Below are 19,715 nucleotides of genomic sequence, written 5' to 3' on the forward strand. Positions count from 1 at the left end.
ATCTTAGAATGGATTTTTGAATTTTCGCAATTCATTTATTTTTTAATTTTTCTTTTTATTGTGGCAAATCAATCTAACAGAATCAAATTGTTTCAGATATTTATCATTAACTGGAGTTTTCAGGGTTATTTATTAAAAAGATTAGTGATGTATTATATGTCATGCCGCTGTGGGTGCTTTCTGCGATTTATGACATATTGCCAGCCAGGTATGGCAGGCCCGTCAGGGAATGCGGGTAACAGATATGTATCTTCATCGTCAGCAGGATTACTGAGAGGCTTTAATATTTCCTGATTATTAAGCCAGGTAATAGCATCTGTGTTAAACAATAAAGGTGATGTTTTTTCTGGCTACTGCGATCATTGAAAAACCTTTTTTTGCTGAAGATTAAATCAGCTATCACTGCATGATTAATGCTGGCGGACGGTTAAATGAAATAATCACAGCAGATAAATAAGCCTGCGTTTAAACGTAGTGGGGGAAGTGAAAGTGGTGACTGAGGTGAATCGGAAAGAATCGTTCAACATAGAACTGCCGGAGAGGATCCGTAATTTAAAATAACATTACGGATCCACTTTTATACATCAGGCCAGCTGCGATAGCTTGCCGTCAGCTGGCTGCCAGAGACATGGCCTGGTGCATCATGCCTTTTGCGTCTGATTTTTAATCGCGTAGCCAACGGCCAGAATCACCAGCCAGACCGGGATCAGCCAGACGGAGATTGCCATACCTGGCGTCATGGCCATAATCACCAGAATTGCCGCGAGGAACAGCAGGCAAATCCAGTTACCGGCAGGATAAAACAGCGCTTTAAAACGTGTCTGCACGCCCTGCTGATCTTTCTTACGACGGAATTTCAGGTGAGCCAGGCTGATCATCGCCCAGTTAATCACCAACGCCGAAACCACCAGCGCCATCAGCAGGCCAAAGGCTTCACCCGGCATCAGATAGTTGATCAGTACGCAGATGGCGGTTGCCGCAGCAGAAACGCCGATGGCCACCACCGGCACGCCACGACGGTCAACTTTCATCAGCGATTTCGGGCCGTTACCCTGCTGCGCCAGACCGAATAACATCCGGCTGTTGCAGTAAACGCAGCTGTTATAAACCGAGAGGGCCGCGGTCAGGATCACCACATTCAGCGCATTCGCCACCAGGCTGTCGCCAAGGTCGTGGAAAATCATCTCAAACGGGCTGGCTCCGCCGATCACTTTAGTCCAGGGGTAAAGCGACAGCAGGATAGTCAGAGAGCCAATATAGAAAATCAAAATACGAAACAGCACCTGATTAGTGGCTTTAGGAATGCTTTTTTCCGGATTATCCGCTTCGGCAGCGGTAATACCGACCAGTTCAAGACCACCAAAGGAAAACATGATCACTGCCAGCGCCATCACCATGCCTGAGACGCCGTTCGGGAAAAATCCGCCCTTGTTCCAGAGGTTAGACACGCTGGCATCAGGACCGGCATGACCACCAAACAACAGCCAGGCGCCAAAAACGATCATGCCGATTACGGCGACAACCTTGATAATAGCGAACCAGAATTCCATCTCACCGTAGACTTTTACGTTGGTGAGATTGATAGCGTTAATCAGCAGAAAAAAGACCGCCGCCGACACCCAGGTAGGAATATCCGGATACCAGTACTGGATATACTTGCCTACGGCAGTCAGTTCCGCCATCGCCACCAGCACATAGAGGATCCAGTAGTTCCAGCCGGAGGCAAACCCGGCAAAATTGCCCCAGTATTTATAGGCAAAGTGACTGAACGAACCGGCCACCGGCTCCTCAACCACCATTTCACCCAGCTGGCGCATAATCATAAAAGCGATAAAACCGCCGATAGCGTAGCCCAGAAGAACAGATGGACCGGCCATTTTAATAGTGTCAGCAATTCCCAGAAACAGGCCGGTACCGACGGCACCCCCTAATGCGATCAGCTGAATATGGCGGTTTTTAAGCCCGCGCTTCAGCGTTTCGCCGTGCTGTTGTTCCATATCTAAACCCCATGGTTTCGTTATTGTTTTAACTCAGGATGCGCCTTAGCCAGGCGCTGTAATCCCTGGCTGTACCGAAATATGTACAGTAATAAGGGCGAGAAAAAGTGGGTGATACTATCTTCTCATCCAGAATAGTGATAAGCGCTGCGCAATGCACTCGCTTTCTATTTTTGTGCGTGGAAGTGGTGAAAAAAACAGCGTGCAGCCATCGTGGTTAAGGCACTAAAACGAGACAGGCGTTCACTTTTGGCCGCCAGCCATATAGACATGAGGTGAATACTTTGTTAGTTTACGGGCACCTTTATGTAATTGGTATTACCAATTAACTCAGGCATCCGCATTTATAAAGAAGGGATGATGGCCTACAGCAAAATCCGCCAACCAAAGCTATCCGACGCCATCGAGCAACAGCTTGAGTCCCTGATTATGGAAGGGACGCTGCGTCCGGGTGAAAAGTTACTCCCTGAGCGTGAACTGGCTAAACAGTTTGATGTTTCCCGCCCTTCGCTGCGTGAAGCCATTCAGCGTCTGGAAGCTAAAGGTCTGCTGCTGCGCCGTCAGGGCGGCGGCACCTTTGTGCAGAAAAGTTTGTGGCAGAGCGTCAGCGATCCGCTGGTGGAGCTGCTGGCCTGTCATCCTGAAACTCAGTTCGATCTGCTGGAAACGCGCCACGCGCTGGAAGGTGTGGCTGCTTACTATGCGGCATTGCGCGGTACAGAAGAGGATATCGAACGCATTCGTCATTGCCACGTGCAGATTCAGGCGGCACAGGACAGTGGCGATCTGGACGCAGAAGCCGATGCGGTAATGCAGTATCAGATTGCCGTCACAGAAGCAGCGCATAATGTGGTGCTGCTGCATCTGCTCCGTTCAATGGGACCGATGCTTGAGAGAAACGTCCGTCAGAATTTTGAATTGCTCTACTCGCGCCGCGAAATGCTGGCGAAAGTGAGCGGTCACCGCGCCAGTATTTTTGAGGCGATAGTGGCACGCGAACCTGAACAGGCGCGCGAAGCCTCACACCGTCACCTGGCGTTTATTGAGGAAATACTGCTCGACAGAAGTCGGGAGCAGAGCCGCAGAGAGCGCTCCTTACGGCGTTTACAACAACGTGAGGAATAACGCGGCAACCTGGCCCAATCGCCACTGAGGTCATTCACGTCAGCAGGTTGGGTATAACGATGGGCCTGTCTCCCTGAGCTTTGCAACGCAGAGTCCAGAGAGACAGGCTCCAGATAATTCAATGAATCAGACACAGATAAGGAATCCCCCCATGTCAGAACGTCTACATAATGACGTGGATCCGATCGAAACCCGCGACTGGCTACAGGCGATCGAATCGGTCATCCGTGAAGAAGGTGTTGAGCGTGCGCAGTTCCTGATTGACCAGGTGTTGAGCGAAGCACGCAAAGGTGGCGTGAAAGTAGCGGCAGGCACTGGAGCTGGCAACTACATCAACACCATTGCCGTTGAAGATGAGCCGGACTATCCGGGCAATACTTCACTGGAACGCCGCATTCGCTCTGCGATCCGCTGGAACGCGATTATGACCGTGTTGCGGGCCTCAAAAAAAGACCTGGAACTGGGTGGCCACATGTCCTCCTTCCAGTCTTCTGCAACCGTTTATGAAGTCTGTTTTAACCACTTCTTCCGCGCACGTAGCGAAAAAGACGGTGGCGATCTGGTTTACTTCCAGGGCCATATCTCGCCAGGTGTGTATGCGCGTGCCTTCCTGGAAGGACGTCTGACTGAAGAGCAGATGAACAACTTCCGTCAGGAAGTTCACGGCAAAGGGCTGTCTTCTTACCCGCATCCTAAACTGATGCCTGAATTCTGGCAGTTTCCGACCGTTTCTATGGGCCTCGGTCCGTTGGGTGCAATCTATCAGGCAAAATTCCTGAAATATCTGGAACACCGTGGTCTGAAAGATACCTCACAGCAGACCGTTTATGCCTTCCTCGGCGACGGTGAAATGGACGAACCGGAATCCAAAGGGGCGATCACTATCGCCACCCGTGAAAAACTGGATAACCTGGTCTTCATTATCAACTGTAACCTGCAACGTCTGGATGGACCTGTAACCGGCAACGGTAAAATCATCAACGAACTCGAAGGCATCTTCGGTGGCGCGGGTTGGGAAGTGATCAAGGTGATCTGGGGCGCTCGCTGGGATGAGCTGTTGCGTAAAGATACCAGCGGCAAGCTTGTCCAGCTGATGAACGAAACCGTTGACGGCGACTACCAGACCTTTAAATCACGCGATGGTGCTTATGTGCGTGAGCACTTCTTCGGTAAATATCCGGAAACCGCTGCGCTGGTGAAAGATATGTCCGACGACGAGATTTGGGCGCTGAACCGTGGCGGTCACGATCCGAAGAAAATCTACGCGGCGCTGAAAAAAGCCCAGGACACCAAAGGTAAGCCGGTGGTGATTCTGGCGCATACCATCAAAGGTTATGGTATGGGCGACACCGCAGAAGGTAAAAACATTGCTCACCAGGTGAAGAAAATGAACATGGATGGCGTGCGCTATATCCGTGATCGTTTCAACGTGCCGGTAGAGGATGCCGACATTGAAAATCTGCCTTATGTGACTTTCGAAAAAGAGTCCGAAGAGTACAAATACCTGCACGGCCAGCGCGAGAAGCTGGGTGGCTACCTGCCAACCCGCCAGCCCAACTTCAGCGAGAAGTTAGAGATGCCAGCGCTGGAAGATTTCCGTCAGCTGCTGGATGAACAGAACAAAGAGATCTCCACCACTATCGCCTTTGTGCGTGCACTGAACGTGATGCTGAAGAACCCGTCGATCAAAGATCGCCTGGTGCCGATCATCGCTGACGAAGCGCGTACCTTTGGTATGGAAGGTCTGTTCCGTCAGATTGGTATCTACAGCCCGAACGGCCAGCAGTACACCCCGCAGGACCGTGAGCAGGTGGCTTACTACAAAGAAGACGAGAAAGGCCAGATCCTTCAGGAAGGGATCAACGAGCTGGGTGCGGGCGCATCCTGGCTGGCGGCGGCGACGTCTTACAGCACCAACAACCTGCCGATGATCCCGTTCTACATCTACTATTCGATGTTCGGATTCCAGCGTATTGGCGATCTCTGCTGGGCGGCAGGCGACCAGCAGGCGCGCGGCTTCCTGGTTGGCGGCACCTCCGGACGTACCACGCTGAACGGTGAAGGCTTGCAGCACGAAGATGGTCACAGCCACATTCAGTCGCTGACTATTCCTAACTGCATCTCTTACGATCCGGCCTATGCCTACGAAGTGGCGGTGATCATGCATGACGGTCTGGTTCGTATGTACGGTGAAGCGCAGGAAAACGTTTACTACTACATCACCACGCTGAACGAAAACTACCACATGCCTGCGATGCCGCAGGGTGCGGAAGAGGGTATCCGTAAGGGTATCTACAAGCTGGAAACGGTTGAAGGCAGCAAAGGCAAAGTGCAGCTGCTGGGCTCAGGTTCCATCCTGCGTCATGTCCGTGATGCGGCGCAGATCCTGGCGAAAGACTACGGTGTTGGCTCTGATGTCTACAGCGTGACCTCTTTCACCGAACTGGCCCGTGATGGTCAGGACTGTGAGCGCTGGAACATGCTGCACCCGACAGAAGCACCGCGTGTGCCATACGTTGCTCAGGTGATGAGCGATGCACCGGCCGTGGCGTCAACCGACTATATGAAACTGTTTGCCGAGCAGATCCGTACCTTCATGCCAGCCAGCGAGTACCGCGTGCTGGGCACGGATGGTTTTGGTCGTTCGGACAGCCGTGAAAACCTGCGTCACCACTTTGAAGTGGATGCATCTTACGTAGTGGTTGCGGCGCTGGGTGAACTGGCTAAACGTGGTGAGATCGATAAAAAAGTGGTTGCGGAAGCCATCACCAAATTCAATATCGATGCCGATAAAGTCAACCCACGTCTGGCATAAGAGGTAAGAGATTAATGGCTATCGAAATCAAGGTACCGGATATCGGTGCAGACGAAGTGGAAGTCACCGAAATCCTGGTCAAGGTCGGCGACAAGATTGAAGCGGAACAGTCACTGATCACCGTGGAAGGCGACAAGGCTTCAATGGAAGTCCCTTCGCCAGAAGCTGGTGTGGTTAAAGAGATCAAAATCGCGACCGGTGACAAAGTGGAAACCGGCTCACTGATTATGATTTTTGAATCTGCTGACGGTGCCGCTGCGGCACTGGCTAAAGCCGAAGAGAAAAAAGAAGAAGCGAAACCGGCTGCGGCGGGCAAAGCAGAAAGTAAAGAAGTTAACGTGCCGGACATTGGCGGTGACGAAGTGGAAGTCACGGAGATCCTGGTTAAACCCGGTGACACCGTCGAAGCCGAGCAGTCACTGATCACCGTGGAAGGCGACAAAGCCTCGATGGAAGTGCCTGCGCCGTTCGCCGGTAAAGTGAAAGAGATCAAAATCGCCACCGGCGACAAAGTCAGCACCGGTTCGCTGATTATGATCTTCGAAACGGCAGGTTCCTCGTCGACTTCAGAAACTGCGCCGGAAGCGAAAGAAGAAGCTGCACCGGCAGCGGCCAGCGGCGTGAAAGAGGTTCAGGTCCCGGATATCGGCGGCGACGAAGTCGAAGTCACCGAAGTGATGGTGAAAGTGGGCGATAAAGTGGCTGCTGAGCAGTCGCTGATCACCGTTGAAGGTGACAAGGCGTCAATGGAAGTGCCGGCGCCCTTTGCCGGGACGGTAAAAGAGATCAAAATTGCTACCGGCGACAAAGTCAGCACCGGCTCGCTGATTATGGTCTTTGAGGTGGAAGGCGCGGCTCCGGCAGCAGCACCAGCCGGGAAGAAAGAAGCGGCACCTGCCCCTGCACCGAAACAGGAAGCGAAGGCTGCCCCGGCGAAAGCGGAAGCAAAAGGCGAGTTCGCTGAAAACGACGCTTACGTCCATGCCACTCCGGTTATCCGCCGTCTGGCCCGCGAATTTGGCGTCAACCTGGCGAAGGTGAAAGGCACCGGCCGTAAAGGTCGTATCCTGAAAGAAGACGTTCAGGCTTATGTTAAAGATGCGGTAAAACGCGCAGAGACTGCGCCCGCAGCGGCAAGCGGCGGCGGTCTGCCAGGCATGCTGCCGTGGCCGAAAGTTGACTTCAGCAAGTTTGGTGAAATTGAAGAAGTTGAAATGGGGCGCATCCAGAAAATTTCTGGTGCCAACCTCAGCCGTAACTGGGTGGTGATCCCACATGTTACCCAGCACGATAAAGCCGATATCACTGACGTTGAAGCTTTCCGTAAGCAGCAGAATGACGAAGCGGCGAAGAAGAAGCAGGATCTGAAAATCACGCCGCTGGTGTTCATCATGAAGGCGGCGGCCAAAGCGTTGGAAGAGTTCCCACGCTTTAACAGCTCCCTGTCTGAAGATGGCCAGAAGCTGACGCTGAAGAAATACATCAACATTGGCGTGGCAGTCGATACGCCAAACGGTCTGGTGGTTCCGGTGTTCAAAGACGTCAACAAGAAAGGCATTGTTGAGCTGTCCAACGAACTGGCGGTGATTTCGAAGAAAGCGCGTGATGGCAAACTGACCGCTGGTGATATGCAGGGTGGCTGTTTCACCATCTCCAGCCTGGGCGGCATTGGCGGGACGTCGTTTACGCCTATCGTTAACGCACCGGAAGTGGCAATTCTTGGCGTCTCCAAATCGGCGATGGAGCCGGTGTGGAACGGTAAAGAGTTTGTTCCTCGCCTGATGCTGCCGCTGTCACTCTCCTTTGACCATCGGGTGATTGATGGCGCGGCGGGTGCGCGTTTTGCGGCTTATATTGCCACCATCATGGCGGATATCCGCCGTCTGGTGATGTAACAGCAACAAGGCCGGCTTATGCCGGCCTTCTCGCATATTGGCTTTAGCGGTGACGTTAATCTGATATGGATCAGGATACGGGTAATCAGGGCAACCAGGCTGTTTGCAGTCTGTTAACAATTCTGTAAACTCTTGCCCTGAATACGAACCGGGGGAGGGGCATCCCCCAGTTAACTAAGAGGTCATGATGAGTACTGAAATTAAAACTAAGGTCGTGGTACTTGGGGCAGGTCCCGCAGGCTATTCCGCAGCCTTCCGCGCTGCTGATTTAGGTCTTGAGACCGTCATCGTTGAGCGTTTCAGCACCCTGGGTGGGGTTTGTCTGAACGTAGGCTGTATCCCTTCCAAAGCACTGTTGCACGTGGCAAAAGTGATTGAAGAGGCTAAAGCGCTGGAAGAACACGGCATCGTGTTTGGTAAGCCGCAGACCGACATCACCAAAATTCGTAGCTGGAAAGAAAAAGTTATCACCCAGCTGACCGGCGGTCTGGCGGGGATGGCGAAGGGCCGCAAAGTGAAAGTCGTCACTGGCCTGGGTAAATTTACCGGAGCCAACACCCTGGTGGTGGAAGGTGAGAACGGTGCCACTACCATCAACTTCGACAATGCGATTATTGCAGCCGGTTCCCGTCCGATTCAGCTGCCCTTTATCCCGCATGACGATCCCCGCGTCTGGGACTCCACCGATGCGCTGGAGCTGAAAGAAGTGCCGGAGCGCCTGCTGGTAATGGGCGGCGGTATTATCGGTTTGGAAATGGGCACCGTTTATCATGCGCTGGGATCGGAGATTGATGTGGTCGAAATGTTTGACCAGGTTATCCCGGCTGCCGACAAAGACGTAGTGAAAGTGTTCACCAAACGCATCAGCAAGCAGTTCAACCTGATGCTGGAAACCAAAGTGACCGCCGTTGAAGCAAAAGAAGACGGTATCTATGTCAGCATGGAAGGCAAAAAAGCGCCAACTGAGCCTCAGCGTTATGATGCGGTGCTGGTGGCGATTGGTCGCGTGCCAAATGGTAAAGGTCTGGATGCGGGCAAAGCGGGCGTTGAAGTCGATGACCGTGGTTTTATCCGTGTCGACAAACAGATGCGTACCAACGTGCCGCACATTTTTGCTATTGGCGATATCGTCGGCCAACCGATGCTGGCACACAAAGGCGTGCATGAAGGCCACGTTGCCGCTGAAGTCATTTCCGGTAAAAAACACTACTTCGATCCGAAAGTCATTCCATCTATTGCTTACACCGAGCCGGAAGTGGCATGGGTTGGTCTGACCGAGAAAGAAGCGAAAGAGAAAGGCATCAGTTACGAGACGGCCACCTTCCCGTGGGCGGCATCAGGCCGTGCTATCGCTTCCGATTGTGCTGACGGCATGACCAAGCTGATTTTCGACAAAGAGTCTCATCGGGTGATTGGTGGTGCGATTGTTGGCACCAACGGTGGCGAGCTGCTGGGTGAAATTGGCCTGGCCATCGAGATGGGTTGTGATGCTGAAGATATCGCGCTGACCATCCATGCGCACCCGACGCTGCACGAATCCGTCGGTCTGGCGGCAGAAATCTTCGAAGGCAGTATCACCGACCTGCCAAACGCAAAAGCGAAGAAAAAATAAATTAAGCAATAAGCTTACTTGAACGAAACTGCATCTTAAATGTTGGCTGACCAACAAATTAAGGTGCAGTTTTTTATTGCTATCTGGCGAAATCTGTTTCACAGGTTATAAAGTCGGCGTAGCCTGCCTCCGGGATTTTATATATGCGTATTTAAGGATGAAATATGCCCTGGATATATCAACAAAGCTCAGGAAAGTTAAGTTGAAATGGACGGGTCGTTGCAACCCGCTCATGGAAATATTATGTATGGCAGGGCTGGCTTGCTGATTCATGGTGAAAGCGCAAAACATCCCGGTATGGCATCAAATGGTTGCATAATTATGCCATTTAACATCAGGCAGTCCATATGGAGCAGTGGCGATCGCGAAGTTGAGGTGATCAGATAAAAATAAAAAGCTTGGCTTTGATCCTCTTTTTTATTCCATTTTTCTTAATGGCAAAAATACCAGACTATCATTCCTGGCCGATGAATATGGCTGAAGTCTGGTTAAAAAATACGGGTGTTGTCGGGATAATCCGCCTTGACGAAAGTAAAACGTCCGCCATCTGAGAAAAAAATAACGATACATATACACAAATCTATCGGTTTATTTTTCACGATAAAAAGGGTAACAGCTGGCAGGTGATCACTGAAAGTGATGCATCAAATGAGGAATGTTCACTTAGCGAAGTGAACAGCTATCTTATTTCCAAAAGTGAAATAAATCATTAAGGGCCTGGACATCAGGCTATTTCGCTGACCATTCGGCTGCGGGCAGTACTAACTATCCTCATCTACTACCTTTTCCTTTTGGTGATGGGCACGGTCCGTGTCCTCACTGATCACACCATGGCATACTGGTGTCTGGCCAGACTCTTCTTCAATGAAAACCGATGCAAGAGGATGTTTGTATCACTTTTTCCAGCAAGGCTCCCATTTTTATCTTCATCTAACTGTATGAAATATAATAAAAATAATATAAATAAGGTAACTTGCGTGATTAATTTCAGAAATTCCTGTACAAAAGAATCTGTTTTGTATAACTTTATCTCACACCAACCGATCACTTTATAAACAACCGGAACTATTTATTCGCCAGACGACCAGTATTCCAAGTTCTGCCAGCGATATTGCCGCTTACTTCAGTAAGGTCTCATTGCCTTCACAGCAGGAAACGTTGGGTTCGATTGTTGTTGAGATTTTGCGTGCAGGTCAAAATCTTAACCGTAAAGCCATCTGCTGTAAGCTGCTTAAACGCTTTGAACTGGCATCAGGTCCGGAAGAAGAGCGTCATTATCACGAGCTGTTTAATTTGCTTTTCCGTAAGTAATCCGGCAGTACAGGTTTTAATCCCGTCGCTCAGGCAAGCGGGACGGCGTTAAGAGAAAGGTTATGAAAAACAGTGATGACGAGAAACTCTGTGACATCCTTATCGGCGAAGCCGTAATGGAGTTACTGGCCGGGGATAAGGCCATTTCATGGAGTTCGCTGCTCAAAAAGCTACAGGCCATGCTGGAAGCTGGTAACAGCGATCCGCGCATAGTGATGATGGCTATTGAGGAAGTCAAAGCCGGGATGATCTCACGTGGTACTTCCAGCAGCATCACCCTGGAGATGGAAAACGTGATTGGCATGTCCGCTAACCTTTCCGCACCAATAAAACATTGATCTTTCGTCAGATAACTGACTGATTATAAAAAATACAGATCCTGAGAACACACAGTCATGCAACAGATAACCTCTACAACAGAAATCCACGGCTGCATCATGGCCGCCGGTGATCAGTACGCAGCAGAAAAGGAAATTCTGGGAAAAATTATTAAAATGCTGCTGGCGCAGAAAGGAAAGATCACCAGTAAAACCCTGATCATTTATCTGATCGGTGAGCTGGACAGCGCAACCGATCCTGCCGATCTCGAACTGCTCAGAAGCTGCCTGAAACTGGTGGTCGGCTGCGCGCAGGGCAATCCGGATCTCTGAACGCAGGGTGTTCTGCGAGCGAATGCAGCCCGCTTGCGCTATGCAGAACACCATGCAACGGCCGTACGTCTATGCCTCAGGCTGTTCGCGATACTCCGGCCAGGCGACAGCTAAGGGAGAATGCGCGTTATCAGCGCTGAAAAGGGCACCCTGGAAGTGAATAATCCCGGTGGCTTCCAGCCACATCCACTCTTCTGCCCGGGTGATACCTGTGACCATCACCGAAATTTCCAGCGCCGAACAACATCTGACAATCGCCTGTACTACCGCCTGCTTCGGGCCACTGTGATGAACGTTACAGGTAATACTGGCGTCAATGCTGATACGGTCTGGCTGGATACGGGTCAGCAGTGAAAGCCCCGCCGGACCACTGCCGAAATTATCCAGTGAAAGGCTGATACCTGCGGCCTTCAGTGCGCGTACGGCGTCAGAAAAGGTATCCAGCTGCGAAATAACTCGGGTTTCACTCACCCCAATCATCACCTGCTCCGGAACAAGACCAGCGGCTTTAATCTCCGCAACGATAGCCTGTACCGCCTCAGGAATAACCACCAGCGTCATCGGCAACAGACTGACATGAAGCGTGGTGTCGGTCGGACAGATTTTTCCTGCTGTTGCTAACGCCTGTTTCAGCGCCGCAAAATCAGCCTGATACAGCTCATTGCCTGTTTGACCATGTTCTTCAACCCGCAGGGCACTGACCGTCAGCGCAGTGATCTGCCTGGCAAGCGGATCGACCACCGGATGCAGCGCTATCTCTTTGGGGATCGACGCCGTAAGGTGCGCTTCGTCATCCGGCTGCTCAGAAATGAATTCCCACAGATCCGCCGATTGCACCTCATAATAATTTTCCTTTTCCCGCGACTCGACAAAGGTGCTCAGGAATTTCAGTGCGCGGTCGTCATAAGTCAGGCGATATCTCGATGTTCCTTTATCCAGCACGGCTTCAAGCACGGAAGAAGGGTGATGCTCACGCAGATCAAACAGCGCCATGCCGGCATTGCCAAAGCGCCGGGAAGGCGCAAAGTCACGCAACAACTCAACCACATTATGGTGGCGGGGATCGTTGCAAATGCGCCGATAAATCGCCAGCACTCCCTCCTCCGGCCCTTCAAGCAGCTGGAAAAAATGGGTGCCGTTAAACAGCAAAATACCTGTCACATCATGAGAGGCATTGAGCAAACTGGCTGCCTCAACCATGGCGGGCAGGGTTTTGACGGGAACAAAATCGGAAATATGGCTGCGATAAATCAGGGTGGTGAGCATCTGACGTTCCGGTTATTCAGGCGTGCGCTCACAGTACCATTAAATCTGCATACAGAACATGGTGCCGGGAAATTAAAATATGGCCGAAGAAAAGGTAAATGGTGATATTTATCAACATGTTACTAACGTGAAGTTATTATTTTTTTTGAACAATTTGCTGGCGCTAAGCGGACCCTGTGCCCTGTGTACCTATGGGGGCCAGAATTTTCACTTTTCGCCGGACTTAGCATGACATTAAATCATCATCTCCGCTCTCCGACAGTCGGCAACGCTTTCCGTCACGCAGCAGAATCACTTATCACTCTCCGGCTTCAGGATACGCTGGCGGAAAGCCACTCGATGCCAACAGGGTGGCGACAGGCCAGTATGAATAACGGCCCGGCTGGTTATTAAATCCACAACCTGAGTCAGGCACAGCATAAAGTCCCGGAAAGAGCAGAATGAGATTTTTTCGGGAACCCAGTCTCACAGCAGGCAACATAAACCCGGTAAAGAAATTTTGTCGCCGTGGTAAGCGACACGGCCTTTTTATTGGGGGAAGTCAGCATGCGCGTTTCGTCAACACCATCATCATTCAGTCAGAACTCACTTATTTCGCCTGAAACAACCTCGCAGCAGACGGCGGTTAAAACGCCAGCGGGTCAGAATATCCAGTTTGGCGCTATGCCTGGAATGCAGCAGGATGTTGCGGTTGCGTTAACTCTTTCCGGGATGATCCGCTCTATTTTGCAGGCAGTTGTGGCGCAAAGAGGGGATGCAGCGAAAGCACCTGCCGCTCTGAGACAATCGCCGCAGGGCAGTACCCCTGCGGCGCCCGGCAAAACCAGCCAGACAACCAGCACTGCGAATCCGTCAGCAGGTGCTGTCGCGGGCAGCACCACGGGCACAGCGCCGACCACCACCGCCGCAGGTTCAACCGACGAAGCGCCGACAGCCACGGCGGCGGCAGCCGCCCAGCCGACCTCAACGGTATCTGCGCCGGTAGCACCCACCAGCGGGCAGACGACTTCGGCCTCAGGTCAGGTCGCCAGCGCGGACCATTCGGGAGATTTTCTTGATAACTCACCGCTCTCCTCCCCGGATAAACTGAAAAAATGGGAGCCGATGGTGGCTAACCTGCCAGCCGATCAACGTTTGCAGGCAGAAAAGGAGCTCAATCGTCCGATGGCCGCCGCGCAAATGGTACTGGACGGCGGCCCGGATGCGCAGCGGGCACAGGCCTATATCGATGCCAATCCGGCGCTGAAAAACGCCATTGATGCAGGTAAACATGGCGATAATCCGGACGGCAAAGTCACCAAAGACGATTACAAAGGCTTTATTTCACGGATGAACAAAGCGCAGGATGCCGCGGATAAAGACATTTCCGACTACCTGAAAAAGAACCCGAATGCCGATGAAGGCTCCCGCCAGATGGTGGCAGAGGCGGCAATGCTGCGTGCCAATGGCCCAATATTGCGGGTGGCGGGACTGGAAAACGGTAAAGCCGGTAAGGATATGTCGGCTGACGACCTGAATAACCTGGTGAAACAGAATCCAGGGCTGTCCGGTTCCCTGCGTCAGGCTGCCCGCAGTTTCTCCTCGCCTGGGCTGCTTGCCGAGCTTGATCAGGGCGGTGTCACCGGAAAGAAACTGGCCGAGCACGGTCCTGACAGTCGCTTCAGCAATAAAAATATTGATAACTGGATTAAAAAACAGGCACCCACCAACGGGGGCGATTTTGCCCAGTTGATCAATCAGGCGGCGTTGGTAAATGCCACTGCCAATGTTGACACCAGTCGGCTGAATAAAGATGTGTTTGACCACCCTGATAAATACAGTGGTGCAGAAAAAGCGGCGGTGATGGTTAAGCTGCAACAGACGTTGAAAACGGTGCAGGCCGGGCGCAGCCTGCGCAACACCACAAAAACAGAACAGGCACTGAACGAAAAGATCGATCAGCTACAAAAAGATCCGGCGGTGAATACCTATCTGAACAAGGCGGTTCCGGCCCAGAGCAAAGCGCTGATTAACGGTGATAAGGGACTGCGTCAGGCGCTCGATCAGCGTTATGGCGAGGTGGCCTCAGGCAAAACCCTCAGCGACGACATGCAGCGCATTCAGGCGGGACAGAAGGATAAAAAGTCTGCGCCGGATTACAGCGATGCACTTCAGGGGCTGACAGATGAACTGAGTTTGCAGCATTCACTGCGTGGTGACAGCGTGCCGACGGCGAAAGAGGTGGTGGCCAGACAACCGGGGCTGAGCGAGCAACTGAACACCTCTTTTCAGCAACAGATTGCTCAGGGCGGCTACGTCAAAGACAACATCAAGGGCAAACATGCCGATGCCCAGCAAATCCTTCAGCTCTCCGATATGAAAAAATCACTGTATGAATCGGTTCTGCCAAAGGAAGTGACGAACCTGAAGCAGGACGGCTATACCGAAGCGGTAATGGATTCACTGAAGGTGGGTAAGAGAGGAGTGGCTATGCTGAAAACTCTGAAGCAGGCTGGCCTGCTCTCTGGCGATGTGAAAAAAATGAGCGGTAAAGAGATGCTGAGTTCAGTAGACAAAGCGCTGAATAAAGATGGTCCCGCTACCGGCATGAAAGGGCTGATGAAAACCGGCATGAGCAGCGCAGCCGGGGTGGCCGGGCTGTTCTCCGTATCCAGCATGCTGGCAAGCGGCAACAAAGCCGGGGCCGCGAAAGCGATCTACGACGGTGTCCATGGCAGTAGCGAACTGGCTAAACTGGGCGTGGATACTGCGTTGAAGAGCACCGGGCGCGAAGCCACCGCCAGCTTTGGTCGTATGGCGGGTATGGCGGCCGGACGTGCGGTCGGGATGGTTGCCGGAGAAGGCACGGCGATGGCCGCAGCCAGCACCATTGGTGCCGCAGCCGGTCCGGTGGGCTGGGTGGTTGATGGCGCGATAGCGATTGGTTTTGGCATCAGTTCTATCGTCAGCGCGGTCAATAAGCACAAAGAGCAGAAGCGCTTTGATCATAACGTTGATCCGGTACTGGATCAGTTTGGTATTCCGAAAGCGCACTAAAATGTCTGGTACATCTGACATATGATCCACAGTCAATGTGCAATAACTTAACGTCTTTTATACGTTATATTTTTTGCACATCGCTGTGGCGCATCCATGTTTTTCATGCAACTAAAAATGCTTTAATTATTTGAACTGAAATTTCTGTAACTCTGCGGTGAAATACCCTGATCAGCCTGGTGGTTAATATAAAATTTCTTTTTTATTACCGTCTCCCCTGTGACTTTATCGACAAAAGCGATCTCTTCATTTCTGGCATTACTACCGTGAGTAATATATGAATTTTTTTTCCAAAAAACTTTCATATTTCATGATTTTATAATTTAACCTGAAGTATTTATTTGCACTGCCCCCTTCTTTCATAAGTCGCTTGTGTGCATGCTGGTTTTTTATTGAAATAATGTCTTCCGCCATGGGAAGGTATTTTGTATCAGTCATTGTCAGCCTTAAAGCAGCCTTGCTACTGTGAAATAAATGTGCGCATAAATAATTCGCTATTTTCATAAAATCTCCTGGTTATCGAGTTGGTAAGCATTTTTTTTATGAAAATTAACTTTGATAAAAAACGGCGAGGAAAAATATCAAAAACCGATAAAAACAGGCTTTCAGTCAAGGGGAGTCTGAATTTTGCTATGCCGGACGGAATGACAAAACCGGGGTGAGATCGCCGGGTAAACTCAGAGAGCGTAGTGCTGTATGACGGCCTGAATGCAAGGATTAGAATGGTAGCGTGGCTTAATGACTGGCTGATCTTTCACGATGAATACAGGCGCGGATGCGCCCGTATACAGTACAGATTATTCGAGGATAGCCGCAAGGCTGGCAGGAACGCCGGGGCGGCCATTGGTCAGACAGGTAGCGGTAAAGGTTGCTTCGGCATACACCACATCGTTAACCAGAATCTGCTGGAAAAAATTCACCCGGCTGCGTTTTTCGTTTTTTACCGGCTGACAGGTCACCACCAGCTCGTCACCTGCCTTCAGGCTTTTTTTGAAGCTGAGGGTATACTCCAGCAGCATATGAATACGCCCCTGTTTAAATTCCTCTTCAAGATCCAGTCCCAGCGCTTCAGCCATATAAGCATGGCGTGCCCATTCCAGATAGAACGGGTAGTAAAGACCATCGACCACGCCCTGAAAATCAACATGGTTTGGGTCGACGGTGTAGTGTTTGCAAAACATAGTTCCTGTCCCTCAGGCTGGTTTTCTTGTCATTCTGACTCCGGGCAGTGCCGGGAGTCCTCACGTACTGCATGTACGCTGCGGTTCCTGCGCGCTACCCGTTTTCACACTGACTGCGTCCGGATGCGATTAATTCGTGGTGGAAAGCGCACAGCTGGCAGCGTCCAGCTGCTTAACCAGATAATGCTGGCGATGATGCTGCGGCATCTGCTCCAGCGTCATTTGCAGCCGGTAGCCCTGCTTCTCATAGAACTCCCGCGCCTGAAAACTGAAGGTATCGACACAAACGCGCTGACAGCCACGTACGATAGCTTCCTGCTCGGCGGCCTGAAACAGCCTGGCCCCATGACCGGTTCTGCGCAGCGCCTCATCGACCCACAAAAAATGAATATGCATCCAGTTCCCCCAGGTGACGGCGAGCAGGCCGGCGATTTTGTTGCCTTCAGCGTCATTGAGAAAAACGGCGATATCTTTTATCTGCCCAACATCAACATGTTGTGCATTGAACGCCATCAGTTTCTGGCGGATTTGATTAACATCGTCAGGGTGGGGTGTGGCGGTCATTATCATATTCATTGGCCATGTTCCTTACACAATATGCTGTGGTTTGACCCGGCATGTTTCAGGCTCTCTGCCCGACTCATTCAGCATATAGGTGGTGTACGACAGACAAAAGTTCCCGCTATTCCGCTTCCAGCTCGATCACCTCATCGGTTATCTGATCGTCCAGCTCACGCAGCACCCGATAAACCTGCGCCACCGCCTGCAACGTATGACGGGGGATCATCTGGCCTTCCTCAGAACGATAAAGCGTTCGTGCCAGCCAGATAAAGCGGATCACCGGGATATTGGCTTTCTGCGCCCTGGCGATCAGCGCTTTGGCATCCCCATCCTCGCCTTTACAGATAATGCGCGGCAGCGGCGTCAGCTCCGGACGGTAATAGAGCGCCACCGCATAGTGGGTGGGGTTGACCAGCAGCAGGTCGGCCTCCTCGACCGGTTTGCTTTTTACCGGGGCCGCCGGGGCGTTCAGCAACTCATGCGCTACCGCATGACGGTGGCCTTTCATATGCGGATCGCCCTCGGACTGTTTGTGCTCGTCACGAATATCCTGATGGCTCATCCGCTGCTGCTTGAGGAAAAAATATTTTTGCAGGCCAAAGTCCAGCATGGTCAGCACCAGCAGCGTCATCAGCGTCTGACGTGACACGCGGGTCAGCATCACCTCTACCGCAGGCCAGAAGCTGTCCAGATCGCCGTAAGCCAGCCGGGAAAGGGATTCGAGATCCGGCGTCAGCACCAGATAGAAAATGGTACAGATGGCGGCTGCTTTAAGGATGCTGTTCAGCATATCGGTGAGTTTTTTAACCGAAAACATCTGCTTGAACTGATTGATCGGGTTAAGTCGGTTGAAATCGGGCTTCAGCGCTTCCGGGGCAAACAGGGGGCCGTACTGCACCCAGCCGCCGATAATACGCAGCAGCGCCGCCACCGCCACCGTCAGGCCGCAAAAGGTGGCAACCAGCACCAGCGCGCTGCCGACCACTTCATTCAGCGCCAGCTCAAAAGGTTGATTAAGGCGTGCAAGCGGCAACATCATCAGTGCCTGGAGCTTCTGCATCCCGACGTCATCCAGCGCCAGCACCGTTTCCACCACCCCGGCGCAAATCAGCAGTTTGGGAACGTCCTGACTTTGCGGAACCTGACCTTTACGACGCGCATCCTGAAGCTTTTTCGCCGTGGGTTTTTCCGTTTTTTCCGACATGCTAATGACCTCCCAGCAGCAGTGGCATCATCTTGCTCAGATCGGGCAGCAGTTCCAGACGTCCCTCTCCCAGCGCATTCAGCGTGGGGATATACAGCACAAAAAACAGCAGGCCGACCAGGCATTTCGCCGGAACGGACAGCACAAACGCCTGCAACTGCGGGCTGTAGAGGCTGAGGATGGCGATACTGAAATCCAACATCAGCAGCAGCGCCACCAGCGGGCCGGCGTAAATGATGATATGGCTGAAGGTGTCGGCCAGCAGGCTCAGATACTGCTCAAATCCCTGTTGATGCGGTAACGGCAACCACTGCATCACCGGCCAGATACGGTAGCTGTCCCAGATAATCTGGGTGACGCCGCTTAAACCCGCGCCAAGGATCAGCAGCAAAATCAGCGTCTGTTGCAGCAGCAGGCCGAGCGGGGTGACATCGCTGCCCAGCGCCGGGTTGAGCTGGCCACCAATCAGGGCGCCACGCTGGTTATCGAACAGTGCCCCCACCGACTGAAACAGCCAGAAGGGCATCCCGATAATCAGCCCCAGCAGGATACCAATCACCACCTCTTTCAGGATCAACGCGATCAGCTGCGGCCAGTCAGGCATCTGCACCGCCAGCTGCGCCTGTAAACCCAGCGCCGGAACCAGCGCCAGCGCCAGCACTACGCCGGTGCGCACCATGCCTTTCAGGATATTGAATGAAAATACCGGAACCAGAATCAGACAGGGGTAGATGCGCGCGGTGCCCAGCGTCAGGGCAAACAGGTATTGATAGAGGGTGTGGATGGCATCGTTAGCCATTGCTATGCCCCGGTCTGTGGGATCATGGCGAAGGCCTGCTGGGCCAGTTCAAGCAGCTCAACGCCGATCCAGCGGCCGCTCAGCGCCAGCGCGATGCCCACTGCCACCAGCTTAATGGCAAAGGGCAGGGTCTGATCCTGCAACTGCATCACCGCCTGTAACAATGACACCAGCACCCCGACAATCACCGCCACCAGCAGCGGCGGAGCGGAGAGCAGTACCACCAGCAGCATCGCCTGTTTGAACAGATTCAGTATTTCCAT

Annotated in this window: 17 protein-coding genes; 9 read left to right on the forward strand and 8 right to left on the reverse strand. The window is 52.2% G+C overall.

Annotated elements, in window-relative coordinates; genetic code table 11:
* Positions 1-641: 641 nt before the first annotated feature.
* Entirely contained in the window at positions 642-1,997 is a 1,356-nt protein-coding gene (aroP, locus tag AC3RPL_RS23460) for an aromatic amino acid transporter AroP (RefSeq protein ID WP_490741731.1), read from the reverse strand.
* Between the two features lie 360 nt (positions 1,998-2,357).
* On the opposite strand from aroP, the gene pdhR reads away from it, so the two are divergent.
* From pdhR to AC3RPL_RS23495, 7 genes are all read left to right on the forward strand, one after another.
* Positions 2,358-3,122, forward strand: a complete 765-nt coding sequence (pdhR, locus tag AC3RPL_RS23465) for a pyruvate dehydrogenase complex transcriptional repressor PdhR (protein ID WP_034936587.1) — start codon at positions 2,358-2,360, stop codon at positions 3,120-3,122.
* A 151-nt stretch (positions 3,123-3,273) separates the two neighbouring features.
* A complete protein-coding gene (gene aceE, locus AC3RPL_RS23470) occupies positions 3,274-5,937 on the forward strand; it encodes a pyruvate dehydrogenase (acetyl-transferring), homodimeric type (protein ID WP_490741732.1) in 2,664 nt (887 codons plus the stop codon).
* Between the two features lie 14 nt (positions 5,938-5,951).
* The gene (gene aceF / locus AC3RPL_RS23475; RefSeq protein WP_490741733.1) at positions 5,952-7,832 is read left to right on the forward strand and encodes a pyruvate dehydrogenase complex dihydrolipoyllysine-residue acetyltransferase; all 1,881 of its coding nucleotides are present in this window, start codon (positions 5,952-5,954) and stop codon (positions 7,830-7,832) included.
* 187 nt (positions 7,833-8,019) lie between these two features.
* Positions 8,020-9,444 carry a dihydrolipoyl dehydrogenase gene (gene lpdA, locus AC3RPL_RS23480; protein WP_490741734.1) on the forward strand — a complete coding sequence of 475 codons (1,425 nt, stop codon included), beginning with the start codon at positions 8,020-8,022 and terminating at the stop codon, positions 9,442-9,444.
* Positions 9,445-10,515: 1,071 nt separating this feature from the next.
* Complete coding sequence (gene ycgZ / locus AC3RPL_RS23485; protein ID WP_034936577.1) at positions 10,516-10,755, forward strand: regulatory protein YcgZ; 240 nt, start codon at positions 10,516-10,518, stop codon at positions 10,753-10,755.
* 62 nt (positions 10,756-10,817) lie between these two features.
* Positions 10,818-11,093, forward strand: coding sequence for a hypothetical protein (locus AC3RPL_RS23490; RefSeq protein ID WP_490741735.1), 276 nt, complete (start codon positions 10,818-10,820; stop codon positions 11,091-11,093).
* A 57-nt stretch (positions 11,094-11,150) separates the two neighbouring features.
* The gene (locus tag AC3RPL_RS23495) at positions 11,151-11,405 is read left to right on the forward strand and encodes a biofilm development regulator YmgB/AriR family protein (RefSeq protein ID WP_034936573.1); all 255 of its coding nucleotides are present in this window, start codon (positions 11,151-11,153) and stop codon (positions 11,403-11,405) included.
* A gap of 69 nt (positions 11,406-11,474) precedes the next feature.
* Here the strand turns inward: AC3RPL_RS23495 and AC3RPL_RS23500 are convergent, their stop codons facing one another.
* Entirely contained in the window at positions 11,475-12,671 is a 1,197-nt protein-coding gene (locus AC3RPL_RS23500; protein ID WP_490741736.1) for a diguanylate phosphodiesterase, read from the reverse strand.
* A 228-nt stretch (positions 12,672-12,899) separates the two neighbouring features.
* On the opposite strand from AC3RPL_RS23500, the gene AC3RPL_RS23505 reads away from it, so the two are divergent.
* Together AC3RPL_RS23505 and AC3RPL_RS23510 are read left to right on the forward strand one after the other, a co-directional pair.
* Entirely contained in the window at positions 12,900-13,064 is a 165-nt protein-coding gene (locus AC3RPL_RS23505) for a hypothetical protein (RefSeq protein ID WP_490741737.1), read from the forward strand.
* 153 nt (positions 13,065-13,217) lie between these two features.
* Entirely contained in the window at positions 13,218-15,707 is a 2,490-nt protein-coding gene (locus AC3RPL_RS23510) for a type III effector HrpK domain-containing protein (RefSeq protein WP_490741738.1), read from the forward strand.
* A 261-nt stretch (positions 15,708-15,968) separates the two neighbouring features.
* On the opposite strand, the gene AC3RPL_RS23515 is transcribed toward AC3RPL_RS23510, so the two are convergent.
* The 6 genes from AC3RPL_RS23515 to sctS all read right to left on the reverse strand — a co-directional run bounded on the left by AC3RPL_RS23515 (position 15,969) and on the right by sctS (position 19,715).
* On the reverse strand, positions 15,969-16,211 hold the full coding sequence (locus tag AC3RPL_RS23515) for a hypothetical protein (RefSeq protein ID WP_490741739.1): 243 nt from the start codon (positions 16,209-16,211) through the stop codon (positions 15,969-15,971).
* A gap of 293 nt (positions 16,212-16,504) precedes the next feature.
* Positions 16,505-16,888 (reverse strand): acyl-CoA thioesterase, encoded by a 384-nt coding sequence (locus AC3RPL_RS23520; protein WP_379890984.1) that lies wholly within the window; start codon positions 16,886-16,888, stop codon positions 16,505-16,507.
* Positions 16,889-17,017: 129 nt separating this feature from the next.
* Positions 17,018-17,464 (reverse strand): GNAT family N-acetyltransferase, encoded by a 447-nt coding sequence (locus tag AC3RPL_RS23525; protein WP_490741740.1) that lies wholly within the window; start codon positions 17,462-17,464, stop codon positions 17,018-17,020.
* A 106-nt stretch (positions 17,465-17,570) separates the two neighbouring features.
* Positions 17,571-18,653, reverse strand: a complete 1,083-nt coding sequence (sctU, locus tag AC3RPL_RS23530; RefSeq protein ID WP_034936564.1) for a type III secretion system export apparatus subunit SctU — start codon at positions 18,651-18,653, stop codon at positions 17,571-17,573.
* 1 nt (position 18,654) lies between these two features.
* Positions 18,655-19,452, reverse strand: a complete 798-nt coding sequence (gene sctT / locus AC3RPL_RS23535) for a type III secretion system export apparatus subunit SctT (protein ID WP_034936562.1) — start codon at positions 19,450-19,452, stop codon at positions 18,655-18,657.
* Between the two features lie 2 nt (positions 19,453-19,454).
* A complete protein-coding gene (sctS, locus tag AC3RPL_RS23540; RefSeq protein WP_031590837.1) occupies positions 19,455-19,715 on the reverse strand; it encodes a type III secretion system export apparatus subunit SctS in 261 nt (86 codons plus the stop codon).

This window comes from Erwinia papayae (assembly GCF_058241465.1).

What these genes read in the sequence shown, in the direction of transcription:
- AC3RPL_RS23520 (WP_379890984.1), bottom strand. Translation starts at nt 16,888, where the DNA reads ATGTTTTGCAAACACTACACCGTCGACCCAAACCATGTTGATTTTCAG.
- sctS (WP_031590837.1), bottom strand. Translation starts at nt 19,715, where the DNA reads ATGGAAATACTGAATCTGTTCAAACAGGCGATGCTGCTGGTGGTACTG.
- lpdA (WP_490741734.1), top strand. Translation starts at nt 8,020, where the DNA reads ATGAGTACTGAAATTAAAACTAAGGTCGTGGTACTTGGGGCAGGTCCC.
- aroP (WP_490741731.1), bottom strand. Translation starts at nt 1,997, where the DNA reads ATGGAACAACAGCACGGCGAAACGCTGAAGCGCGGGCTTAAAAACCGC.
- AC3RPL_RS23510 (WP_490741738.1), top strand. Translation starts at nt 13,218, where the DNA reads ATGCGCGTTTCGTCAACACCATCATCATTCAGTCAGAACTCACTTATT.
- aceF (WP_490741733.1), top strand. Translation starts at nt 5,952, where the DNA reads ATGGCTATCGAAATCAAGGTACCGGATATCGGTGCAGACGAAGTGGAA.
- aceE (WP_490741732.1), top strand. Translation starts at nt 3,274, where the DNA reads ATGTCAGAACGTCTACATAATGACGTGGATCCGATCGAAACCCGCGAC.
- AC3RPL_RS23515 (WP_490741739.1), bottom strand. Translation starts at nt 16,211, where the DNA reads ATGAAAATAGCGAATTATTTATGCGCACATTTATTTCACAGTAGCAAG.
- AC3RPL_RS23525 (WP_490741740.1), bottom strand. Translation starts at nt 17,464, where the DNA reads ATGAATATGATAATGACCGCCACACCCCACCCTGACGATGTTAATCAA.
- sctT (WP_034936562.1), bottom strand. Translation starts at nt 19,452, where the DNA reads ATGGCTAACGATGCCATCCACACCCTCTATCAATACCTGTTTGCCCTG.
- AC3RPL_RS23500 (WP_490741736.1), bottom strand. Translation starts at nt 12,671, where the DNA reads ATGCTCACCACCCTGATTTATCGCAGCCATATTTCCGATTTTGTTCCC.
- AC3RPL_RS23490 (WP_490741735.1), top strand. Translation starts at nt 10,818, where the DNA reads ATGAAAAACAGTGATGACGAGAAACTCTGTGACATCCTTATCGGCGAA.
- sctU (WP_034936564.1), bottom strand. Translation starts at nt 18,653, where the DNA reads ATGTCGGAAAAAACGGAAAAACCCACGGCGAAAAAGCTTCAGGATGCG.
- AC3RPL_RS23505 (WP_490741737.1), top strand. Translation starts at nt 12,900, where the DNA reads ATGACATTAAATCATCATCTCCGCTCTCCGACAGTCGGCAACGCTTTC.
- pdhR (WP_034936587.1), top strand. Translation starts at nt 2,358, where the DNA reads ATGGCCTACAGCAAAATCCGCCAACCAAAGCTATCCGACGCCATCGAG.
- AC3RPL_RS23495 (WP_034936573.1), top strand. Translation starts at nt 11,151, where the DNA reads ATGCAACAGATAACCTCTACAACAGAAATCCACGGCTGCATCATGGCC.